Annotated in this window: 17 protein-coding genes; 4 read left to right on the forward strand and 13 right to left on the reverse strand. The window is 71.8% G+C overall.

The window, feature by feature from the left end; all coding sequences use genetic code 11:
* Positions 1-1051 (forward strand): CorA family divalent cation transporter (locus OO014_RS14825; RefSeq protein ID WP_272463103.1); only part of this gene is annotated, 1051 nt, incomplete at its 5' end.
* Between the two features lie 82 nt (positions 1052-1133).
* Here the strand turns inward: OO014_RS14825 and soxR are convergent.
* The 13 genes from soxR to OO014_RS14890 form a co-directional block, all read right to left on the reverse strand.
* Positions 1134-1568 carry a redox-sensitive transcriptional activator SoxR gene (gene soxR / locus OO014_RS14830; RefSeq protein WP_272463104.1) on the reverse strand — a complete coding sequence of 145 codons (435 nt, stop codon included), beginning with the start codon at positions 1566-1568 and terminating at the stop codon, positions 1134-1136.
* A gap of 1 nt (position 1569) precedes the next feature.
* Positions 1570-2133 (reverse strand): AAA family ATPase, encoded by a 564-nt coding sequence (locus OO014_RS14835; protein ID WP_272463105.1) that lies wholly within the window; start codon positions 2131-2133, stop codon positions 1570-1572.
* Between the two features lie 91 nt (positions 2134-2224).
* Positions 2225-3070, reverse strand: coding sequence for an FHA domain-containing protein (locus OO014_RS14840; protein WP_272463106.1), 846 nt, complete (start codon positions 3068-3070; stop codon positions 2225-2227).
* Positions 3067-4353, reverse strand: a complete 1287-nt coding sequence (locus tag OO014_RS14845; protein WP_272463107.1) for a VWA domain-containing protein — start codon at positions 4351-4353, stop codon at positions 3067-3069. The genes OO014_RS14840 and OO014_RS14845 overlap by 4 nt, the downstream gene beginning before the upstream one ends.
* On the reverse strand, positions 4346-5704 hold the full coding sequence (locus OO014_RS14850) for a protein phosphatase 2C domain-containing protein (protein WP_272463108.1): 1359 nt from the start codon (positions 5702-5704) through the stop codon (positions 4346-4348). Before OO014_RS14850 ends, OO014_RS14845 begins: the two co-directional genes overlap by 8 nt.
* Positions 5701-8172 (reverse strand): tetratricopeptide repeat protein, encoded by a 2472-nt coding sequence (locus tag OO014_RS14855; RefSeq protein WP_420485522.1) that lies wholly within the window; start codon positions 8170-8172, stop codon positions 5701-5703. Before OO014_RS14855 ends, OO014_RS14850 begins: the two co-directional genes overlap by 4 nt.
* Positions 8169-9326: a hypothetical protein gene (locus tag OO014_RS14860; protein WP_272463109.1), complete on the reverse strand. Its 1158-nt coding sequence runs from the start codon at positions 9324-9326 to the stop codon at positions 8169-8171. Before OO014_RS14860 ends, OO014_RS14855 begins: the two co-directional genes overlap by 4 nt.
* 140 nt (positions 9327-9466) lie before the next feature.
* On the reverse strand, positions 9467-10456 hold the full coding sequence (locus OO014_RS14865; RefSeq protein ID WP_272463110.1) for a glutamate ABC transporter substrate-binding protein: 990 nt from the start codon (positions 10454-10456) through the stop codon (positions 9467-9469).
* Positions 10453-11724, reverse strand: a complete 1272-nt coding sequence (locus tag OO014_RS14870; protein WP_272463111.1) for a hypothetical protein — start codon at positions 11722-11724, stop codon at positions 10453-10455. The genes OO014_RS14865 and OO014_RS14870 overlap by 4 nt, the downstream gene beginning before the upstream one ends.
* Positions 11721-13289 (reverse strand): AAA family ATPase, encoded by a 1569-nt coding sequence (locus OO014_RS14875; protein WP_272463112.1) that lies wholly within the window; start codon positions 13287-13289, stop codon positions 11721-11723. The genes OO014_RS14870 and OO014_RS14875 overlap by 4 nt, the downstream gene beginning before the upstream one ends.
* A gap of 44 nt (positions 13290-13333) precedes the next feature.
* On the reverse strand, positions 13334-13906 hold the full coding sequence (locus OO014_RS14880; protein ID WP_272463113.1) for a hypothetical protein: 573 nt from the start codon (positions 13904-13906) through the stop codon (positions 13334-13336).
* A 96-nt stretch (positions 13907-14002) separates the two neighbouring features.
* Entirely contained in the window at positions 14003-15274 is a 1272-nt protein-coding gene (locus OO014_RS14885; RefSeq protein ID WP_272463114.1) for a toxic anion resistance protein, read from the reverse strand.
* Positions 15275-15589: 315 nt separating this feature from the next.
* Entirely contained in the window at positions 15590-16381 is a 792-nt protein-coding gene (locus OO014_RS14890) for a dioxygenase (protein WP_272463115.1), read from the reverse strand.
* Positions 16382-16622: 241 nt separating this feature from the next.
* Between OO014_RS14890 and topA the strand changes: the two genes are divergently transcribed.
* From topA to OO014_RS14905, 3 genes are all read left to right on the forward strand, one after another.
* Positions 16623-19403, forward strand: coding sequence for a type I DNA topoisomerase (gene topA / locus OO014_RS14895; RefSeq protein ID WP_272463116.1), 2781 nt, complete (start codon positions 16623-16625; stop codon positions 19401-19403).
* 140 nt (positions 19404-19543) lie between these two features.
* Positions 19544-20362, forward strand: a complete 819-nt coding sequence (locus tag OO014_RS14900) for a PIG-L family deacetylase (RefSeq protein WP_272463117.1) — start codon at positions 19544-19546, stop codon at positions 20360-20362.
* A 59-nt stretch (positions 20363-20421) separates the two neighbouring features.
* A complete protein-coding gene (locus OO014_RS14905) occupies positions 20422-20889 on the forward strand; it encodes an SCP2 sterol-binding domain-containing protein (protein ID WP_272463118.1) in 468 nt (155 codons plus the stop codon).
* The last annotated feature ends 77 nt before the right edge of the window (positions 20890-20966 follow it).

The following is a 20966-nucleotide window of genomic DNA, read 5'->3' on the forward strand; positions in this document are numbered from 1 at the left end:
GTCGGCCGCCACACTGGTGTCACCGAGACCCGGAGGCGCCATGATCATCGACTGTGCCCTGTATCGCGACGGGCATCGCCAGCAGGAGGCCGCGCTCAGCCTCGAGGAGGCGGCGAGCCTCCGGCACGACGGCAGCGAGGGCTTCGCCTGGCTCGGCACGTTCGAGCCCGCGCCCGACGAGCTCGAACGCATCCGCGACAGCTTCGGCCTGCACGAGCTCGCCGTCGAGGACGTCCAGAGCTTCCACCTGCGGCCCAAGATGGAGCAGTACGACCACGGCATCGAGCTCGTCATCCTGCGCACGGCGCGCTACGACGACGAGCGGGAGGAGGTGGACTTCGGCGAGATCAGCGTGTTCATCGCGCCGACGTTCGTCATCACGGTGCGGCAAGGCGTCGCGAGCGAGCTGCACACGGCGCGAACCAACCTCGAGGCGCGGCCGGAGCTCCTGGCAGAAGGCAGTCCCGCCGTGCTCTGGGCGATCCTCGATCAGGTGATCAAGAGCTACGGGCCCGTCGTCGCCGAGCTGGAGCGCGACATCGAGCAGGTCGAGAGCACGGTCTTCGCCGGGGAGGCGGCGCCCACGGAGCGGATCTACTTCCTGCGCCGCGAGGTGACCAACTTCTACCGAGCCGTCCACCCTTTGCTCACGGTGCTGACGACGATCGAGCGGACCTACCGCGAGGGACCGCTCGCGCCCTACCTCCACGACGTCCACGACTACCTGCGGCTCATCAGCGACGAGGTCGCCGCCCAGCGCGACCTGCTCGCGACCATCCTCGAGGCGAACATGGCCGTCATCTCGGTCGAGCAGACGCGGCTCGGCATCCGGCAGGGCCAGACGATCGAGCGGCTCACGGTCCTGGCGACCGTGTTCCTGCCACTGACCTTCGTGACCGGCTTCTTCGGGCAGAACTTCCCCTGGCTGGTCGAGCACCTGGATGGGTTCGGCCGGTTCGTCCTGCTCGGCATCGGGGGCCTTGTCGTGCCGCTCATCGTCCTCTGGGGACTGTTGCGTCGCGACCGGCGCCGCCTCGACGAAGCAGGTTGAGCCATCGCGGCACGGGAGGGGCACTTCGTCGCGAACTGCTCTTTCGATGGTGCGTGTCGCGAACTGCTCTTTCGATTGGCGGTCAGGGGTCGAGGCGGTGGGGGCCAGGACCAGCGGCCGCGAACTCGTCACCCGGGTTGTTCAGCGCACAGGTCTCCAGGCTGAGACAGCCGCAGCCGATGCACTCGTCGAGGCGGTCTCGGAGCAGCTCGATGCGCCGGATCTGCTCGTCCAGACGGGCCCGCCACGCCGTGGAGAGCCTGGACCAGTCGTGGGCCGTGGGCGTGCGCGAGTCGGGCAGGGTCGCGAGGGCCTCCTTGATCTCGTCGAGGGACAGCCCCACCCGCTGAGCGGCGCGGATGAAGGAGACGCGCCGGATCGTCGGCCGCTCGTAGCGGCGCTGGTTGCCGGTGGTCCGCACCGATGCGATGAGTCCGAGGGCCTCCCAGTAGCGCAGCGCCGACGTGGCCACGCCGGTCCGCTCCGCGACCTGCCCGATGGTGAGCTGGGGGCTCATGTCAGCTGATCCTGGCCTCCGCCAGCCGGAGCAGGATCTCGTCGACGGTCTCGTCAGGCGTCTGCTGGGAGCTGTCGAGCCAGAGCCCGATCTTCGGCGTCTCGGTGCGCACCTTGTGATCGAAGTCGCGGATGGACCACAGGTCGCCGTAGCCGGTCTTGGTGCGCTCCGACTCGCGCCGCATCACCGTCGACACGTCCGGAGCGAGCATGACGAGGCTGACCGGAGAGGTGAGCTGGGCGAGAAAGGGCTCGAGGCTGCTGCCCACGAAGAGGTCCTGGACGACGACGGTGAAGCCGGCCTCGGCGTAGATGTTGGCCGTGTGCGCGGCGAGCCGGTGGCGCAGGGCCAGCTGGCGCTCCGCCTCGGGGTCGCCGTGCGGGCTCAGGTCGACGCGTCCGCTGACGACCACGCGCCGGAACTCGTCGCCGCGCAGGTGCACCGCCTTGCTGAAGCGCTCGGCGAGCAGCTGGGAGACAGTCGACTTGCCGGCGGCCATGACGCCCGTCACGACGATGGTCTGCGGCGTGTCGACGGAGGCCGGGAGGGGGAGCCGATCCGTCACACGGCACACCCTAGAGCGATGCGGGGCATTGTGGCGCGTTGGTTCACCAAGAGTTCAAGTTCACATCAGAGATGACTCGAACGATGGCCCGTCAGCCGTAGGCCTCGACCTCTTCGGGAGTCGCCCGCCGCACCACGACCCGGCTCCAGGCACCGACGTAGAGCCGGTCGTCGACGTCCAGCTCGGTCCGTGGCCCCACGCTGATGGGGTCGTCCGGCAGGGGGCCCGACGCCGGACCGACGAAGGTGCCGTTGGAGCTGCCGAGGTCCTCGACGAACCAGCGCGTTCCGTCCGTCGTCAGCTGGGCGTGCCGCCGGCTGACACCCGGGTCCGAGGACAGGTCGATCTCGGGGTGGGTGTTGCGGCTCTGGCTGACCCGGCCCAGCAGGACGCTGCGGGAACGCAGCGGGACGATGACCGGCAGGCCGGGGGAGGGGCACGGATCATCGGCCTCCTGGGTCTGATACCAGTCCGGGTCCACCCACACCTCGGCGAGCCAGTCGAAGCCGGTGCCGTCCGGGCCGGTCGGCGCACTCGACGACGCGGCGGGGCTCTCGGCGGGGCTCTCGGCGGGCTCCTCGGTGACCGCCGGGGTGGTGGCACCCTCGACCGGCTGGGCCACCGGGTCGGCACCACCCGCGGACCGCGGCATCGCCCCGGTGGTGAAGTCGTAGCCGCACGCCTCGCAGAAGAGGGCGTTCGGCGGGTTGGGTGCGGCGCAGTTGGGGCACTCGAGCGAGTCGTCACCCGGACTCGACGGGGACTCCGCCGGAGCGGCAGGGGCGGCGGGAGCGGGGCCGGGCCCAGCGGCATACGACCCGGTGGGACCCGGCGCCCCGGCGGAGGAGGCCGCCGCGCCCGACTCGATGGGCGACCCGCACACGTCGCAGTAGTCGTCCGACTGCGACTGGTGGCCGTTGGGGCAGGTCACCGTCATCGGCGCACCCGGCTCGTCTTCGTCGAGGCCGTGTCGAGGGACATCTCGTCGAGCTTGGAGACGGACTTCTTGAGGCGGACGGTGCCGGTGTCGGCGTCGTCGATCTCGACGACCTTCTTGAGGCGCGTCGTCATCTCGTCGTTGCCTGTCTGCCCGGCGAGCTGGACCGCGCGGCCGAGCTTGGCGGTGGCGACCTCGTCGTGGCCGGAGGCCTTGGCGGCGAGGCCCTCCTGGATGACCTGGGCGAGCTCGGCCTGCCCGGTGTAGGCGGCCACTGCGGGGTCGATCCGCGTCGTCAGGGCGTCGTCGTTGCTCCACTTGGCCTTGACGAGCCCCTGGCAGACGGGCTGGTCGCCGAGGGCGAGCGAGACCCGGGCCGCGAGCTGCTCCTGCCCGAGCGTCCGCGCGGGCAGCCGCACGGCGACGTGGTAGTCGCGGCTCTCGTCCGACCAGGCGCCGGTCGGGTAGGCGCCCGTGAGGGGGTTGACGGTCGAGCGGCGGACGGTGAGGTCCTCGAGCGTCGGCGAGACCTGCCGCACGAAGAGCAGCTCGGCACCCTGCGGCACCCACACCCGCAGCTCGGCGTTGGCCACCCCGCGGGACATCGAGGCGCGCATCATCGCCTCGAACTCGGCGGCGAGCTCCTCCGGCTCGGGCACCAGCCCCACGGTGCCGAGCAGGGCGGACGAGATGGCCCGGACCTCGTCGACGCGCCACTGGTCACCGACACCACGGGCGTCGCACTGGAAGACGCCGATGCAGGACTGGACGGCGGCCTGCAGCGACGCGGGCGTCTCGCCCTCGTTGACGCCGTCGGTGAGCAGGATCGCGTGCCGCTTCTGCACGTGCGGGACGGTCTCGAAGATCTGCCGGGCGAGCTTGAGCCACGTGCCCATCGCGGTGCCGCCCTGGGCGCGGAGGCCCTCGACGGCCCGGCGCGCCTCGCCGCGCGTGTGCGACGACATGACGGCGAGCGCGCCCTGGTGGGCGTAGGGGTAGACGATCTGCGCCGTGCCGTTGCCGGAGACGACGGCGAAGAGGGTGCCGTCGACGATCTCGTTGAGCGCGGCCTTGGCGGCGTGGCCGGCCTCCATGACCCCGCGGCGTCCCATCGAGCCGGACGTGTCGATGAGGATGACCTCTGCGGCGGAGCCGGGGTCGACGACGCCCATCGACGTCGCGGCGGACGCGCCGGTCGAGGTGACGCGCACGATCGCGTGGACGTCGGTCCCACCGTCGGGGAGGAACTCGTTCTGGAACACCTCGGCGGTGAAGTCAGCCATCGATGCGGTCACCTTCCTGTGGCGCGGCCTCGGCGCCGGTCGTCTCCTGTGATCCTTGCCCACCCAGTCGAGCGAGGGCAACCGTGATGTTGTCGCGCCCGCCCTGCTCGTTGGCGAAGTCGACGAGGGCCTGCGCGACCGCTGTCGGCGTCGCGTCGGGACCCGCCTCAGCGGCCATGTTGTGCACGAGCACCCGCATGTCGTCGGCCGCGGAGCAGTAGTTCCACAGGCCGTCCGAGCAGACGAGCAGCCAGCCGTCGACGGCCTCCTCGGTGGTCAGGGTGGTGAGGTGCGGGGCGAGGTCGTCGGGCGCGTCGGTGCCGAGCCAGCGGGTGATCGAGTGGGCGTGCGGGCCGTTCTCGGCCGCCTCCCGCGGCACCCCGGCGAGCATCTGCTCGTGCGCGTAGGAGTCGTCCTGCCCCAGCTGGCGGGGGCGGAGGTCGGCCCGGTCGGGCAGCCAGTAGACCCGGCTGTCGCCGACGTTGCCGCTGACGACGGCGCCGTCCTCGACCACGGCGGCCGCGATGGTGCAGGACGGGGGGTTGTCGGTCTCGTCGTCGACGGCGGCCCGGACGGCGTCGTTGGCCGTGGCGACGGCGGTGGTGAGCGCCCTGGCCGCGGCCGCCTCCCAGGCCTCCCGGGTGCCGACCCCGCGAGGCAGCGGCTGGTCGAGGACCGTGCGGGCGGCCTGCGCGGCTGCGAGCGAGGCGATGTGCGAGTCGGTGGCCATCGAGACGCCGTCGCAGACGACGAGCACCGCTCGGCTGCCGGGGCGCTGGCCGGCGCTGAGGGCCATGGCGTCCTCGTTGCGGGCGTGCCGCCGTCCGATGTCGCAGACTCCGCCGACCCACCCCGCCGGTGATTCGGCGAAGTGGTGGCGCGGGTCCGGCGGTGGTGACCCGCAGTGGTCGCAGTAGCCGTCGACGTAGTGCCCTTCCCCGCACGCCTGGCAGCGCTCGAGGGCCGGTCCCGCGCCCGTCGTCGAGATGGTCGCGGCAGACGGGACGGCGCCCGTCCAGCCGACGTCGAGCGGGGACTCCTCGCCGGCGGGTGCCGTCTGCGGGGTGGCCGGGCTCGCCACGCCCCCGTATGCCGCTGGGCTCGCTCCCGCTCCCCGCGTCCCGGTTGCCAGGCCGGCTCCACAGGCCTCGCAGAAGCTCGCGTCCGTGGGGTTGGGGGTGCCGCAGACCGGGCAGGGCGGTTCGGGGCCTTCCTGGGGGCCTTCCTGGGGGCCTTCCTGGGGGCCTTCCTGGGGGCCGGCGTCGGGGCCGGTGTCAGGACCTGGGCCGGGGCCGGTGGCCTGGGGGAACTGCGTCGCCTGCGGCAGGTGGGGCGGCGGGGCTTCGGTCACCAGAGACTCCAGGGGCGGACGGTGTTGGCTTCGTCGACGAGCGCGACGCGCTCGCTGGGGTCGGGGGTCCGGCTCGCGAGTTCGCGGAGCGCCTGCTCCAGGCCGACCCGGAGGCCTGGCTCCGTCGCCCGGTGGGTGCCGAGGTGCACGTCGGGGTGTGGGCCGTCCTTGCGGACGGAGGCGAGCGCCTCGCGGTAGATGTGGGTCGTCACCTCGGCGCGGCGCCGGGCCGTCAGCGAGGTGTCGGCGAGGGTCCGCAGGGCCTCGGAGAGGTCGGGGAGGCCGCGGTTGGCGCGGGCGAGCAGCTCGGCGAGCCCGGCCCGAGCGGTGCGGTAGGCGCTCGAGTGGGCCGGGACGAGCTGGTAGGCAGCGACCGCGCCGTCGACGTCTCCGCGGGCCGCGCGGATCCGGGCCAGCCCGAACGCCGCCATCGGCACGTAGGTGGAGTCGGTGCGCGCACAGGCGATGTAGAGGTTCTCCGCGACGGCGTCGTCACCGGCCCGCTCGCTCGCCTGCGCGAGCGCCAGCTTCGGGGCCAGCTCGCCGGGCACCTGGCCGTAGACCGCGTTGAACGCGGCCTGCGCGGCCTTCGCGTCGCCGCGGTCCAGAGCGATGAGGCCCTGGATCCAGACGGCGCGCCACTCCCACGGGTCGTTGGTGAGCAGCTCGGTCGCCGACGACTCGGCGAGGCCGTGCTGCCCGACGCTGAGCGCGGTGCGGGCGAGGTCGAGGAGGACCTCGGCGGTCCTTGCGGGCGCCTCGCGCAGCACGGCGAGGCGTTGCTCGGGGCTGCCGGTGATGGTGTGCAGCCAGTTGGTCTGCGGGTCGTGCGGGTCGCGCCGGAGGGCAGGCAGGTTGCGCCAGTCGTCGGCCTCGTCCCCGGGTGTCGGGGCGTCGAAGAGCAGGGAGCCGACGCTGGTCGTCGCGGCGCCCGACCCGCGGTCGATGGCGACGACCTCGCGGAGCACCCCGACCATCTGCGAGCGCAGCTCGTCGGCGGAGACGAACCGGTCGTCCCGGTTGGGTGCGCACGCCTTGGACACGAGCCGGTAGAAGGAGTCGTACTTCTGGAAGACCGGGCTCGAGTCCTGCGGCGGCAGCACGTTGAGGTAGGTCGACTGGTAGCCGCGGAACTCCATCGTCAGCACGACGAGGGTGCGGCCGATGGTGTAGATGTCCGAGCCGACCGAGGTGCCGAGCTCGGCGACCTCGGGTGCCTGGTAGCCGACGGTCCCGAAGATCGCGGAGTCCTCGTCGTCGACCCGCCGCACCCCGCCGAGGTCGATGAGCTTGACCTCGTCGCCGACCTGGATGATGTTGTCGGGCTTGAAGTCGCAGTAGACCAGGCCGAGGTCGTGGAGATACTGGAAGGCCGGGAGGATCTCGAGGAGGTAGGCGAGAGCCTGGTCGACCGGGAGCGGGTCGTAGAAGCCGGCCTTCTGCATGCGCTGCTTGAGGATCGACTTGAGCGACGTGCCGCCGACGTACTCCATGACGATGTAGCCCGCGTCGTCGTGGGTGACGAAGTTGTAGATCTCGACGATGTTGGGGTGCGAGACCTGCGCGAGGAACCGCTGCTCGGCGATGGCCGCGGCGAGGGCGTCGGGGTCGGCGGAGTTGAGCAGGCCCTTGAGGACGACCCAGCGGTCGGAGACGTTCTTGTCGCGGGCCAGGTAGATCCAGCCGAGTCCGCCGTGGGCGAGGCACCCGGCGACCTCGTACTGCCCGGCGACCAGGTCGCCCTGGCGCAGCTTCGGGTCGAACGAGAAGGGGTGGCGGCAGTTGGCACAGAACCCGGTCGTGCGACCCGGGCGGCCGTCCCGACCCCGGCCGACCGGCTCGCCGCACTTGGGACAGAAGCGCTTCGCCTCGGGGACGACGGGGTCCTTGAGCAGGGCCTTCTCGGCATCGATCGTCGGGGCCGGGCGGACCGTGGTGATCCCGCCGCCGAGGCGGGCACTGCGGAGGCGTTGCGATCCGCCGGTGCGGCGAGTCACGACGGAACCGCTCTGCCGGGCGCGCTTCGACCCCAGGGCCGCGGAGGCCAGCATGCTGGAGGCGGCGGACCGCGTGGAGAGCTCGGGTCCCACGCCTGCGGGCCGCGTCGCGATCGATTCGACGACCTGGACGATCTCCTCCTGGTGGGCCGGGGTCCCGCAGACGTTGCAGTAGCCCGCATCGATGGTGCCCGTGCACCCGGGCTGGGCGCACGGCGTGCCGTCCGGCACCGTGCTGAGCGCGGCGTCCGGGTCGGCCACGGCCCCGGCGGGATCGGGCGTCGGGATCGGCGTGCCGGTCGGGTCTGCCGCAGCGGGCGTTGCGGGGGCCGGTGCGGGCGAGCTGGGGGACGTCGGGGCGGACGTCGGGGCCATGCCGCACACGTCGCAGTAGCCGTCGACGATCGTCCCCGTGCAGCCGGGCTGCGCGCACCGCAGGCCGGTGCTCGTGGGCGAGGGGCTCGTGGTCACGGGTGGGCCCTTCCTGGTCGGGACGGCTGACGCGTCACGGCTTCGACGTAGGACTGGTAGGCGGCGGCGAGGGCCCGCGCCCGGACGGTCGGCATCGGTGTCTCGGCCAGCACGCTCTCGAGGCGGGCGCGGAGCGCGTCGATGTCGTCCCGCACGGCCTCGGCGGGACGATGGGCAGCGAGCTGGGCCTCGAGCTGGGCCTCGAGCATGGCGCCGACCGCTCCGGCCAGTCCGACCACCTCGTCCCGCTCGGCCAGCGCTGCCGCGTAGGTCTCGTGGGCGAGGTCGAGCGCCCGCGAGACGCGGTCGAGCCGCTGCCGGTAGCCGGCGAGCTCGGCGGCCGCCTGGGGCACGGGCCCGAGCGCGCGCACGTTGGGGATGGCCAGGTGCGGCGCGGGCGTCACCGCGGCGATGCACTGGCGTTCGAGGGACCGGATCGCCTCGGCCCGGGCGTCGAGCTCCTCCACCAGCTGACGGGTGTCGGCCCGGTCCTGGGCGGCGTTGGCCCGCTCGGCGGCCGCGACGATGAGGTCGCGCTCGAGCATGGCGAGGTCGATCTCCAGGGGGCCGATGATCCCGCCGACGTCGGCGCCGCGCCGGGCCCGCTCGACGAGGTCGGCGACTCGACGGTCGAGGCGGGCCAGCCGCTCGGCGGCAGCGTCGCGCTCCGGGCCGGCCGGCACGAGGGGCACCTGGTCGCGGACCCGCTCTGCCCCGGCTCGCAGCACGGTGATGCGCTGGGTCGCCTCGAGGGCCCCGGGCGCGAGGGAGGCGCGGGCCTGGAGGGTGCGCGTCAGGGAGTCGAGCAGACGGCACGCCTCGGGCAGGCTCACCGCGAGCGAGCCGCTGGCCGGCAGGGACAGGTGCTCGGTCGTGTTGGAGTCGAGCCGGCCGTGGATCAGGGTGGAGAGGCGCTCGGCCTCCTTGGGACCGACCCGGCCGCCGTCGAAGGTCGTCTCCAGGAGGGTGAGGCGGTCGTTGATCGCCTTCCAGAAGGTGAGGGCGACGGTGAGGTCGGTGGTGATCGCCGTCTGCTCCGCAGGGGTGAGCCGGAGGATCGCCGAGTCGACGTCGCTGAGGTCGGCCCGGCGCTGGCTCACCCACTGGCGCAGGGCGGCGAGGTAGGGCTGGGCCTCGGTCGCCTGCACCGGCACGCCGAGGCTCCCGGGCGCCGCGGGAGCGGCCGTCTGCACGGCGTCGGCCGGTGCACCGGATGGAGTGGCGGGCGACGAGGGGGGTGGTCCGGGGGAGGACGGCGGCCACGGTGGCGGTGGGGGCACGGCCCCGGAGAGCGTCACGAGCCGGCTCTCCCGTGGACCCCCGGCGGTGGTGCGGGGGCCGGGCCGAGAGGGTCGGCCAGCCACCGGTTGTAGATGGCCTTCCACCGGCCGTCGGCCTTGAGGTCGGCGAGCACCCGGTTGACGTAGCGGACGAGGTAGACGTCGCCCTTGTTGAAGCCGAGACCATAGGGCTCGTCGGTCACCGCTGGGGCCGACGTGACGACCGTGTAGGGGTCCTGGGCGGCCAGGCCGGCGAGGACGGTGTCGTCGCCCGTGATGGCATCGGCCTTGCCCTGCTGGAAGAGCACGAGACAGCCCGTGTGGTCCCGCGCCGGGACGGCCTGCACGCCGTCGACGGACCGGAGCTTCTCGAGCGTCGAGGTGCCCTGCGGCGCGCAGACGCGCTTGCCCTTGAGGTCCTCGATCGTCGTCGTGGGCACCGTGCCGCTGGGGTCCTTGGCGACGAGGACCTTCTGCCCGGAGTGGTAGTACTCGGCGGAGAAGGCGATCTCCTGCCACCGGCCACACGTCATCGTCATGTTGCGGGCGACCATGTCGACCTCGCGCTTCTTGAGCACGTCGAGGCGGTCGGCGGCGGTGATGACCCGGAGCCGCACCTTCGACTCGCTGCCGAGCAGGCTCTTGGCGACGGCCCGGGCGATGTCGATGTCGAAGCCCTCGATCCGGTTGGTGAAGGGGTCGCGCGCGCCGAAGAGGAAGGTGTCGGCCGAGACGCCGACGACGAGCGAGCCGCGGTCGAGGATCCTGCGGACCGTCCTGTCGGAGATGCTGCTGGAGACGGGGATCGACGGCAGCGGGTCGTAGGACTGGGTCGGGTTGTCGCAGCTCACCGGGGTGGCGGGCGCCGCCGACCGTGACGGTGTCGTGGTCTGGGAGGGCAACGGAGTCGCCTCGTAGGTGACGCCCGTGCACGCGGAGAGCGTGACGGCGGCCGCCCCGAGCAGGCTCGCGACGAGGCGCGTGCGGCGGCGCGTCGGGGTCATCGGTACTCCTTGATCCGCTGGCCGATGCCTCTGAGGACGAGCCACGAGGCGATGAGGGACAGGAGGGCGACGAGGACGGCCCACACCGTGCTGCCGCCGCCGAGCGAGGCCAGCTGCTGGATGGCGGCGGTGCTTGCTGCGTCACGCTGCTCGGTGACCTGGCGGTCGAAGGTCGTGAAGGTGTCGGTGGCTCCGTCCGCGGTCGGGCTGGTCGCGAGTTCGACGGCCTCCTCCCACCGGCCGTCGTTGTCGGCCCCCCGGATCTCCGCGTGGGCGAGGGCGTAGCGCTGCCAGGCGCGCTCGAGACCGGATGAGTTGTCGAGCCGTCCCAACGTCTCACGGATCGTCTTGTCGTTGGCCTTCCAGGCGTCCTCGTAAGGTCCACCGCTCCCGCGCTGGATGAGGGTGAGGCTCTCATTGGCCCGGGCGTCGTTGGCGGCGGTGCGGACCTGGGCGAGGTCGACGGCCCGCCGGTAGTCGCCGGTGGCGATCTCGGCGGACGCCGTCCCCAGCCCACCGATCGTCGACGCGGCCACGAACAGTCCCACGAGGAGCAGGGCCACGCCGAGGGCGAAGGACGGGTTGAGATAGCGGTGCGTGCGTCGGGCGAGCCACACGGCGACCAGGACCAGCAGCACCAGCGCAGCGACACCGACGTAGAGCTGCACGCTGGAGTTGGTCCGCTCGAACTCCTGCTGGGCCCGCTCCCCGTTGGCGGCGACGATGGTCGTCACGACGGGGATGGCCTCGGTCCGCAGCGACGCGCTCGCCTCCGTGAGGTAGCGCGCACCGACGGGCAGCCCGAGGCGGTTGTTGGACCGGGCCTGCTCGACGAGCGCTGCGTAGCCCTGGACGTGCTGGGCCAGGACTCCGAGGGCGGTCGCGTCTGCGGGCTGGTTGGCCGCCCCGGCGGCGATGGTGCTCGCCACCGTCGCCATCGCGGCGTCGTACTGCGCCCGCGCCTCCGCTGTCTCGAGGCCCCCGACGAGGAAGGCGTTGGTCGCCAGCGCGTCGGCGCGGAGCAGGTCGACGTGGATCGACTGCATGCGGACGACCTGCTCGGTGTTGGTGGCAGCGCGCTCGGCGGCTGCCTCGGAGGCGAGGATGGCGTTGGTCGCGGCACCGCCGAGGAGCAGCGCTGCGATGACCCCCAGGATGCCCATGAGCCGCATCCGGCCCGGCGTGCCCTGGAGGAGCCCCCGCACCGCGGTCTGGATCGTCGTGCCGGACCCACGGATGGTCGCGGGCTGGGCCTGGACGATCGTCATCGGGGCTCCTTGCTGGGCTGAAGGTCCTCACTGGAGCCTGACCCGTCACCCTCGACGGCACCATCGGGGTCGTCCCTGACCGGCTCCGGAACGTCGTCGGCGGGTCGGTCGGGGTCGGCACCCGCCGGCTCGACGACGTCGTCCTCGGTGAGCAGACGCAGGTCGTCGACCGTCGGTTCCACGGCGTCCTGGAGCCGCCAGGCGTGCCGGCCCACGGCGTGCTCGAAGAGGTTGCGGACGAAACGCCCGTTGCCGAAGGCCGGTGTCCGCGCGGTCGCCTCGAGGGCGTGGCGAACCCGGCGGCGGGCCTCGTCGGTCAGTTCGTACTCGGCCTTCGCGGCGATCGAGTCGAGGATGGCGAGCAGCTCGTCGTCGCTGTAGTCGTCGAACTCGATGGTCGTCGTGAACCGGCTCGCGAGGCCGGGGTTCTGGGCGATGAAGTGGACCATCGGCTCGGGGTAGCCGGCGACGATGACGACGAGGTCCGCGCGGTGGTCCTCCATCTCCTTGACGAGCGTGTTGACCGCCTCCTGGGCGAACTGGTCTCCGGTCAGCGCGTAGGCCTCGTCGATGAAGAGCACGCCGCCGACGGCCTTGGCGCAGACCTCGGCGGTCTTCATCGCGGTCTGCCCGACGTAGCCGGCGACGAGCTCGGAGCGGTCGACCTCGACGAGCTGTCCCTGGGGCAGCAGGCCGAGCGCCCGGTAGATGGCCCCGACGAGGCGCGCGACGGTCGTCTTGCCGGTGCCGGGGTTGCCGACGAAGATCAGGTGCCGGCTCATCCGGGCGGCCTTGAGCCCCGCCTCGACTCGCATCTTCTCGACCTTGAGGAGGGCGACCTGCCGGTGGATCTCCTTCTTGACCCGGTCGAGGCCGATCATCGCGTCGAGCTCGGCCAGCAGCTCCTCGACGGACTTCTCCGGCTCGGTCGGCTCCGCATCCTCGGCTGCCGCGGCAGGAGCCACCGGATCCCGTTGCGTCGCAGCAGGATCGCCAGCAGGGGGTATGCCGCTGGGCTCGGTCCCGCTCGACGCCGCGGCGCCGGCGGGGTCGGGTGTGCGTTGGTAGCCCCACTCGCGCAGCACGGCGTCCGTGCCGACGCCCGGGGGCAGCGGCGGGAGCGCTGGAGACCCTGCGCGGGTGGTCGGGCGGTTCGCCGCGGCGAGGTAGGTGGCGCTGGCGGCAGTGGCGTTGGCGATGACCCAGATGGGTGCGGTGCCGAGCATGACTGCGTCGGAAGCGATCTCGGTGAGCGCCTCGGCGTAGTCGGCGGCCAGGTCGTGGTCCGAGCCGGCGAGGGCGACGAGCAGGTCGGTCGGGTGCTGTCGCCACCGACGGCCCTTGGAGGCCGCCTCGAAGAACGCTTCGTTGATCGTCGCGGGGTCGGCCACCGCAGGCAGGGCCACGGCGGCCCATTCGCGCGCCGCACCGGGCACCGACTCGGCGAGGGCGGCCGCGACCCGCAGGCCCTCGTCGCGAGCGGCACCCGGGTCGATGCCGGCGAGGCGGGCGACGTCGACGAGCGCGTCGATGCTCTCGGCCAGCGCGGACTCAGCAGTCGTCATCGCTTCTCCGCATCCTCACTGGTGGTCACTCGGGTCACCGGCGGTCACTCTGGTGGGGCCAGTGGCCCGCCACCTGGCGCGGCAGGTGGCTGGGGGGTGGGATCCGGGCTGCCGAGGCCGAGCGAGCCACCGGTGGAGGCGTGGCCGAACGTCTCCTCGAGGAAGGCGCCGTGGACGATGATCGCCTCGGCGTCCGAACGGTTGATGGCGTCGGCCACCTTGTCCATCGTCGCGCCGAGCAGGTCGAGCTGGTCGACGAGCAGCATGACCGAGCTCTTGCCGGCCGCGATCGGGCGGGTGTCGGCCCAGTCGCGCGGCAGGCGCAGGTAGTTGCCGATGGCCACCGGCAGGTAGTCGGTCGCCGTCGCCATGACGCTGTAGCCCTGGGCGCTGCCGATGCCGAGTCGCTCGAGGCGCGGGATCGACTCGCGGACGACCCGGGTCACCCGGAGCAGCCGGGAGAGGACCACGCCCGGGACGCGGCCCTCCCTCGCCTGGATCTCGACGGCGTCGAGCGCCCCGAGGAGCTGCTCGGTCGTCGGTGGCCCGGGCGCTCCGCTGGTGGGCAGGTCCGGTGTCTCGGGCCGGTCGAACCCGAACCACGATCGGATTCCCACGTCTCTCGTCCTCTTCGTCGGTGTCCTCGTCCCGCTCATCCTGCCCCGAGCGTCAAGTGCGTGACGGGCAGGGGCGCGACCCTCATGGCCCGGGTGTCAGCTGCCCGGGCCGAGGTCGAGGGCACCGGGCGCCGCCCCCGACGCACGGCGGGCATCCTGGGCCGAGACCCGGTCGAGGTAGCTGCGTGACTTGGCGACCTCGGTCTCCAGGGAGCCGATCGTCGCCGCCATGTTGTCCAGGGCCCGCACCTTGAACTGGTCGATGCTGTCCATCGTGTCGTAGATGTTGGCGAAGGCCTTCTGCAGCGACTCGATGCTCAGCGTCGAGCTCGCCGACTGCTCCTGGATCCGGGCCGAGTTGGTCTTGAGCAGCTCCGAGGTGCGCTCGATGAGGCCCGAGGTCGTCGAGTTGAGGGCCGTGATCTGGTCGAGGACCAGCTGCTGGTTGTTGAGCGCCTGGGCGACGATGACGGCCGTGCGCAGCGCGGAGACGGTGGTCGTGGTGGCCCGGTCGACGCCCTTGATGAGCTCGATGTTGTTCTTGATGATGATGTCGATCGCCAGGTAGTTCTGGATGGACACCGCGAGCTGGGTGAGCAGGTCCTGGTGCTTCTGCCGGACGTAGAAGAGCACGTCCTCGCGCAGGGCCTTCGCCTTCTCGGGGTCGCTCGTCTCCACGGTCGCCACCTGGGCCGCCAGCTTGGCGTCGAGGCGCTCGGCGACGTAGACGTACTGGTTGAGCCGGCCCATCGAGTCCCACAGGGACTTCTTCTCGAGGTTGAGGGCGACGTTGTCCTTCTGCAGCTCGTCCTGACCCGACTGGAGCGAGTGGAGGATGCCGTTGAGGTGGGACTGGGCGGACTGGTACTTGCGGAAGTAGTCGGTGATCCGGTCGCCGAACGGGATCATCCCGAGGAACTTCTTCGTCCCCGTCGCCTGCGAGGGGTCGAGGTCCTCGACGGTGCGCCGCAGGTCGAGCAGGGTCTGGCCGACCTTCGAGCCCTGGGAGAGCGAGCCCTCGTTGAGCGCCTTGACCGGCATCTGGAGCATCCGGTTGGACGACTCGGCCGCGAAGCGGATCTCGTCGGTGCCCATGGTGCGCACGTCGGCGGCGCGCGCCTCCCACTCGGGTGACTTGGCCGCCGCCTTGAGCAGCGAGTCGAGGTACGTGTCGACCTTCGCCTCGAGACCGGGCAGGGCTGCCTCCGGCACGGCCGGGGCCATCTTGGGGGCGGAGGTCTCCGCGACCGCGGTCACCGGAGGCGGCGGGGTCAGGGTCAGGTGCGTCTCCGACACCGGAGGCTCGAGTGGTGCGGGGGCTGCCTGGGTTGCGGCAGGGGCCTGCTGGGCAGCGGGCTGGTCACTCATCGTCGAACGGGTCCTTCCCCTTTGTCCCGGCCACGCTGGGACGTGGCCGGCGTCCCGGAGCCCGCCCAGCGGCATACGGCTGGAAGGGCGTTAGCCACTCTACGTGGCGCGCGTCTGGAACGGACGGGGGATTTCCCCGGTTCCCGCCGGGGACGACCCCGAGGAGTCCCGGATGCACGGGTCTGGGCACGGGGGCGGCCGCAGCGCTGGAGTCAGGGGAGGTTCCGCGCTGCGGCCGCGTGCGTGGGGCGCCCACACTCAGTGAACGAGGGGGACAGGAGCGAGGTTCCCGGGGTCACCCGCGGGACACGAACTTCAGTTGAACTGCCAGGACCGCTTCGACAGACCGAACCAGAAGCCCTCGATGACGCTCTCGTTGTCGAGGCTGCCCGACTCGTAGGCGGCGCCCAGCGTGACGAACAGCGGCGCGAAGTGCTCGGTGCGCGGGTGCGCCTCCCGGGCGGCCGGGGCCTTGGCGAGGAAGTCGAGGATGCTGTCGATGTCCTTGGCCTTCATCGCCTCCTGCGCCCAGTGGTCGAACTCCGCGCTCGCCATCGGCGGGGCGGCGTCGGCGCCGGCGCGCGGGTTGAACCAGCGCAGGTTGTGCGTCGTGAAGCCGGAGCCGACGATGAGCGTGCCCTGGTCGCGCAGCGGAGCGAGCTTGCGGCCGATCTCGAACAGGCCGCGCGGGTCGAGCGTCGGCATCGACATCTGCAGCACGGGCACGTCCGCCTCGGGGAACATCTCCTTGAGCGGCACGTAGGCGCCGTGGTCGAGGCCGCGGGACTCGTCCCGGTGCACCGGGGTGGAGCTCGTCTGCCCGGGGGCCGTGAGGAGCTTGGTGACGTCGTCGGCCAGGTCCGGGGCGGCCGGGGCGTCGTAGGTCACCTCGTAGTACTTCTGCGGGAAGCCCCAGAAGTCGTAGACGAGCGGCGCACCCGTGGTCGACCCGAGCGTCGTCGGGGCGTCCTCCCAGTGGGCCGAGACCATCAGGACGTTCTTGGGCTTCTCGATCTGTCCGGACCAGTCCGCGAGCTCACGAGTCCAGCGCGCGTCATCGGCGAGGGGCGGGGCGCCGTGGCTGAGGTAGATGAGCGGGGCGGTCATGGTCAGTCCTCCGAAGTAGTTGATTAGTAAAGTATCACTTCCAACCGCTTCCGTCGAGTGTGCATTCCTTGCGGGTCCTTCGACCTTGGTCCTTCGCGGCACGAGGCGGGACCGTCGGACTCCTGAGTAACCCGACCAGGCTGTGACTGCGCTTGACGCGGGCTGTTACGGTCGGGGCGCGTCCACGACCACGCAGCGACGAATCCGCTGCCGTTGGATGGCAGGAAGACACAGGTGAAGCATGGCCGCAGGCAAGGGCCGCAAGCTCGTCATCGTCGAGTCGCCGGGCAAGGTGAAGTCCATCGCCTCGTATCTCGGGGGCGACTACGAGGTCGAGGCGTCGATCGGGCACATCAGGGACCTGCCCAACCCGTCCGAGCTCCCCGCCGACATGAAGAAGGGCCCCTTCGGCAAGTTCGCCGTCGATGTCGACCACGGCTTCGAGCCGTACTACGTCGTCGACTCGGACAAGAGGAAGAAGGTCGCGGAGCTCAAGCGCAAGCTCAAGGACGCGAGCGAGCTCTACCTCGCCACCGATGAGGACCGCGAGGGCGAGGCCATCGCCTGGCACCTGCTCGAGGCGCTCAAGCCGCGCGTCCCGGTCAAGCGGATGGTCTTCCACGAGATCACCCGAGAGGCGATCCAGCGCGCCGTCAACGACACCCGCGAGATCGACCAGGACCTCGTCGACGCGCAGGAGACCCGCCGGATCCTCGACCGGCTCTACGGCTACGAGGTCAGCCCGGTGCTGTGGCGCAAGGTCCGCCAGGGCCTGTCCGCCGGCCGGGTCCAGTCCGTCGCGACCCGCATGGTCGTCGAGCGCGAGCGCGAGCGGATGGCGTTCGTCAAGGCGTCCTACTGGGACGTCGAGGGCGACTTCACGCCGGACGGTGCCGCGCAGCAGTTCACCGCCCGCCTCTCCGGGGTCGACGGGTCGCGGGTCGCGACCGGACGCGACTTCGCCGACGACGGCCGTCTGACCGGTCGCAACGTCATCCACGTCGACGAGGCGCTCGCCCGCCGCATCGCGGAGGCCTGCCTCTCCGTGGGCGAGGGTGCGACGCGCGTCACCGACGTCCAGGAGAAGCCCTACACGCGGCGCCCGTCCGCGCCGTTCACGACCTCGACGCTCCAGCAGGAGGCGTCCCGCAAGCTGCGGATGAGCTCGAAGAACTCGATGCGCGTCGCCCAGCGGCTCTACGAGGGCGGCTACATCACCTACATGCGGACCGACTCGACGACGCTGTCCGATGCGGCCCTCACCGCGGCCCGCAGCCAGGCCCGCGACCTCTACGGCGCCGAGTACGTCCCCGGCGCACCCCGTCGCTACGAGAAGAAGGTCAAGAACGCGCAGGAGGCGCACGAGGCGATCCGCCCCGCCGGTGACCGCTTCCGCACCCCAGCCATGGTCGCGGGCGAGCTGCGCGGCGAGGACTACGCGCTCTACGAGCTGATCTGGAAGCGGACCGTCGCCTCGCAGATGGCCGACGCCCGCGGGTCCACCGCGACGGTCAAGCTCGCGGTCGACACAGCGGTCGAGGGCGCCCGCCAGGTCGAGTTCAGCGCCTCCGGCACGGTCATCACGTTCAAGGGCTTCCTCGCCGCCTACGAGGAGGGCCGCGACGACGAGGCGACCGCGCGCGCCGAGGCCGCGGCCGAGGAGCGCCGCCTGCCCAAGCTGTCCACCGGTGTCGCGCTGCAGGTGGTCCGGGCCGAGGCCGACGGACACGAGACGGCCCCGCCCGCCCGCTACACCGAGGCGACCCTCGTCAAGGCCATGGAGGAGAAGGGCATCGGCCGCCCGTCCACCTACGCCTCGACGATCGGCACGATCCAGGACCGTGGCTACGTCTACACCAAGGGCCAGGCCCTCGTCCCGACGTGGCTCGCCTTCGCGGTGACGCGACTGCTCGAGGAGCACTTCGGCGAGCTCGTCGACTACGAGTTCACCGCCTCGATGGAGGAGGACCTCGACCGGATCGCGGGCGGCGAGCTCGGCCGGTCCGAGTGGCTCCAGCGGTTCTACTTCGGTGACGAGGCGAGCACCGCCGAAGGGCTCAAGGAGCTCGTCGACGACCTCGGCGAGATCGACGCCCGCGAGATCTCCACGATCCCGCTCGGCGACGGCATGGTCGTGCGCGTCGGGCGCTACGGCCCCTACGTCGAGGAGGTCGCCCCCGCGGGGGTCGACCTCGAGACGGGCGAGCTCGCCGAGGGCGCCGAGGTCCCGGCGACCCCCCGCCGGGCCACCATCAACGACGACATCGCACCCGACGAGATGACCCCCGCCAAGGCCCGCGAGCTGCTCGAGGCCGCGGCCGACGACGGCAAGGTGCTCGGCCAGGACCCCGAGACGGGGCGCGACATCGTCGCCAGGGCCGGACGCTACGGCCCCTACGTCACCGAGGTCATCGAGGACGACGAGGTCGCCGCCCCGTCCGGCCGCGGCAAGAAGGCGGCCAAGCCCAAGCCACGCACCGCGTCCCTCTTCAAGGACATGGACCTCGCGACGATCGACCTGGAGACGGCGCTCCAGCTGCTCAGCCTCCCGCGCGTCGTCGGCACCGACGCGGAGGGCGTCGAGATCACGGCGCAGAACGGCCGCTACGGGCCCTACCTCAAGAAGGGCACCGACTCCCGGTCGCTCGCCTCGGAGCAGCAGCTCTTCGACATCACGCTCGAGGAGGCGCTCGCGATCTACGCGCAGCCCAAGCAGCGCGGTCGGGCCGCCGCGGCAGCCCCGCTCAAGGAGCTCGGCGCGGACCCGGTGAGCGGCAAGCCCGTCGTCGTCAAGGACGGTCGCTTCGGTCCCTACGTCACCGACGGCGAGACCAACGCGACCCTGCGCAAGGGCGACGACCCCGCGACGATCACCCCGGAGCGCGGCTTCGAGCTGCTCGCCGAGAAGCGCGCCAAGGGCCCCACGACCCGCAAGCGCGCCGCGAAGAAGACGACGAAGAAGACGGCCAAGAAGGCCCCCGCGAAGCGGGCGACCAAGAAGGCCACCACGAAGAAGGCCTGACCTTCCGCGCGGGGTGAGCCCAGCGGCATACGGCATCTTCCGTATGCCGCTGGGCTCGTTTCCCGGGGCGACGCGCCCGAGTCTTCGGCTGGGCTCCACAGACTTTGACGACGCTGCGGACATCAGGTCAGGGTGGCCCCATGGCAACCCTGGTCTTCGTCCACGCCCACCCCGACGACGAGGCGTCCCAGACCGCCGGGTCCATGGCCCGCGCCGTCGCCGATGGGCACCGGGTCGTCCTCGTCGTCGCGACGAACGGCGACCACGGGGATGCGCCCGACGACCTCGCCGACGGTGAGACGGTCGTCGAGCGACGCCGCGCCGAGCTGGCGGCGTCGGTGGCGGCGATCGGCCTGCACCGGGTGGTGTGGCTCGGCTACGCCGACTCCGGGATGAGCGGCTGGGACCAGAACGACCACGAGGAGAGCTTCGTGAGGGCGGACCTCGACGAGGCTGCCGCCCGCGTCGCCGAGGTGCTGCGCGAGGAGCAGGCCGACATTGTCACCGGCTACGACTGGCACGGGGGCTACGGCCACCCCGACCACATCAAGGTCCACGCCGTCGTCGAACGGGCCGCCGCACTCGCTGGCACGCGGGTCCTCCAGGTGACGATGAACCGCGACGAGCTGCGCCGCGGGTTCCAGGCGGCAGCCGCCGCGGGGGCTCCCGGGGCGGAGGAGTGGAACCCGGACCGACCGATGGACGACGGCAACCCGCTCGGCATGCCCGAGGCCGAGCTGCACTGGGCCGTCGACGTGTCGGCGTATCTCGACGTCAAACGGGCCGCGTTGGCCGCCCATGCGAGCCAGGCGAGTGATGCCGGGATGATGCTCGCGATGCCGGAGGACGTGTTCGCCGCGATGTTCGGGGTGGAGTACTTCATCGAGCCGGGACGGGAGGCGGGGATGGTGCCCGGCTGGTTCCTGGACGAGGCTCTGGCGGCCAGGGTCGAGAGCTGATCTACCCACAGGTAGGTTACTGTGGGTAAGACCCCATCGTCACTGCGCCAGGAGCACCCATGACCGCCATCGACCTCAGCAGCGCCACCCCCGAGCAGCTCCAGGGGCTGCCGGCCGACGACCTCGTCTCCGGCCTGATGTCCCTGTCCGACCGCGACCTCGACGCCCTCCTCGCGGGCACCACGCGCAGCGAGGTCATCGCGGCGGTCTTCCGGGCCATGCCCGCGCTCTTCCGGGCCGACCGGGCCGGCTCGGTGGCGCTGACGAGCCACTGGAGCATCACCGAGCGACCCGACGGCGGGTCCGACGACTGGACCATCCGGATCGCCGACGGCCAGTGCACCGCGGAGCCTGGTCACGAGGGCACCGCCACGCTGAACCTCACGATGGGCCCGGAGGCCTTCACCAAGCTGATGACCAAGAAGGGCAACCCGGTCATGATGTTCATGACCGGCAAGATCAAGGCCAAGGGCGACCTCAGCCTCGCGGCCAACTTCGGGAGCTACTTCGACACCCCGACGGCCTGATGGTCGGGCGGACCCGCGGGGTGGGATGAACCTCGGGGTCGACACCGCGCCAGGCACGCCCCGACTGACCCCTCCAA

This window comes from Intrasporangium calvum, from assembly GCF_028446585.1.
Lineage (GTDB): Bacteria > Actinomycetota > Actinomycetes > Actinomycetales > Dermatophilaceae > Intrasporangium > Intrasporangium calvum_A.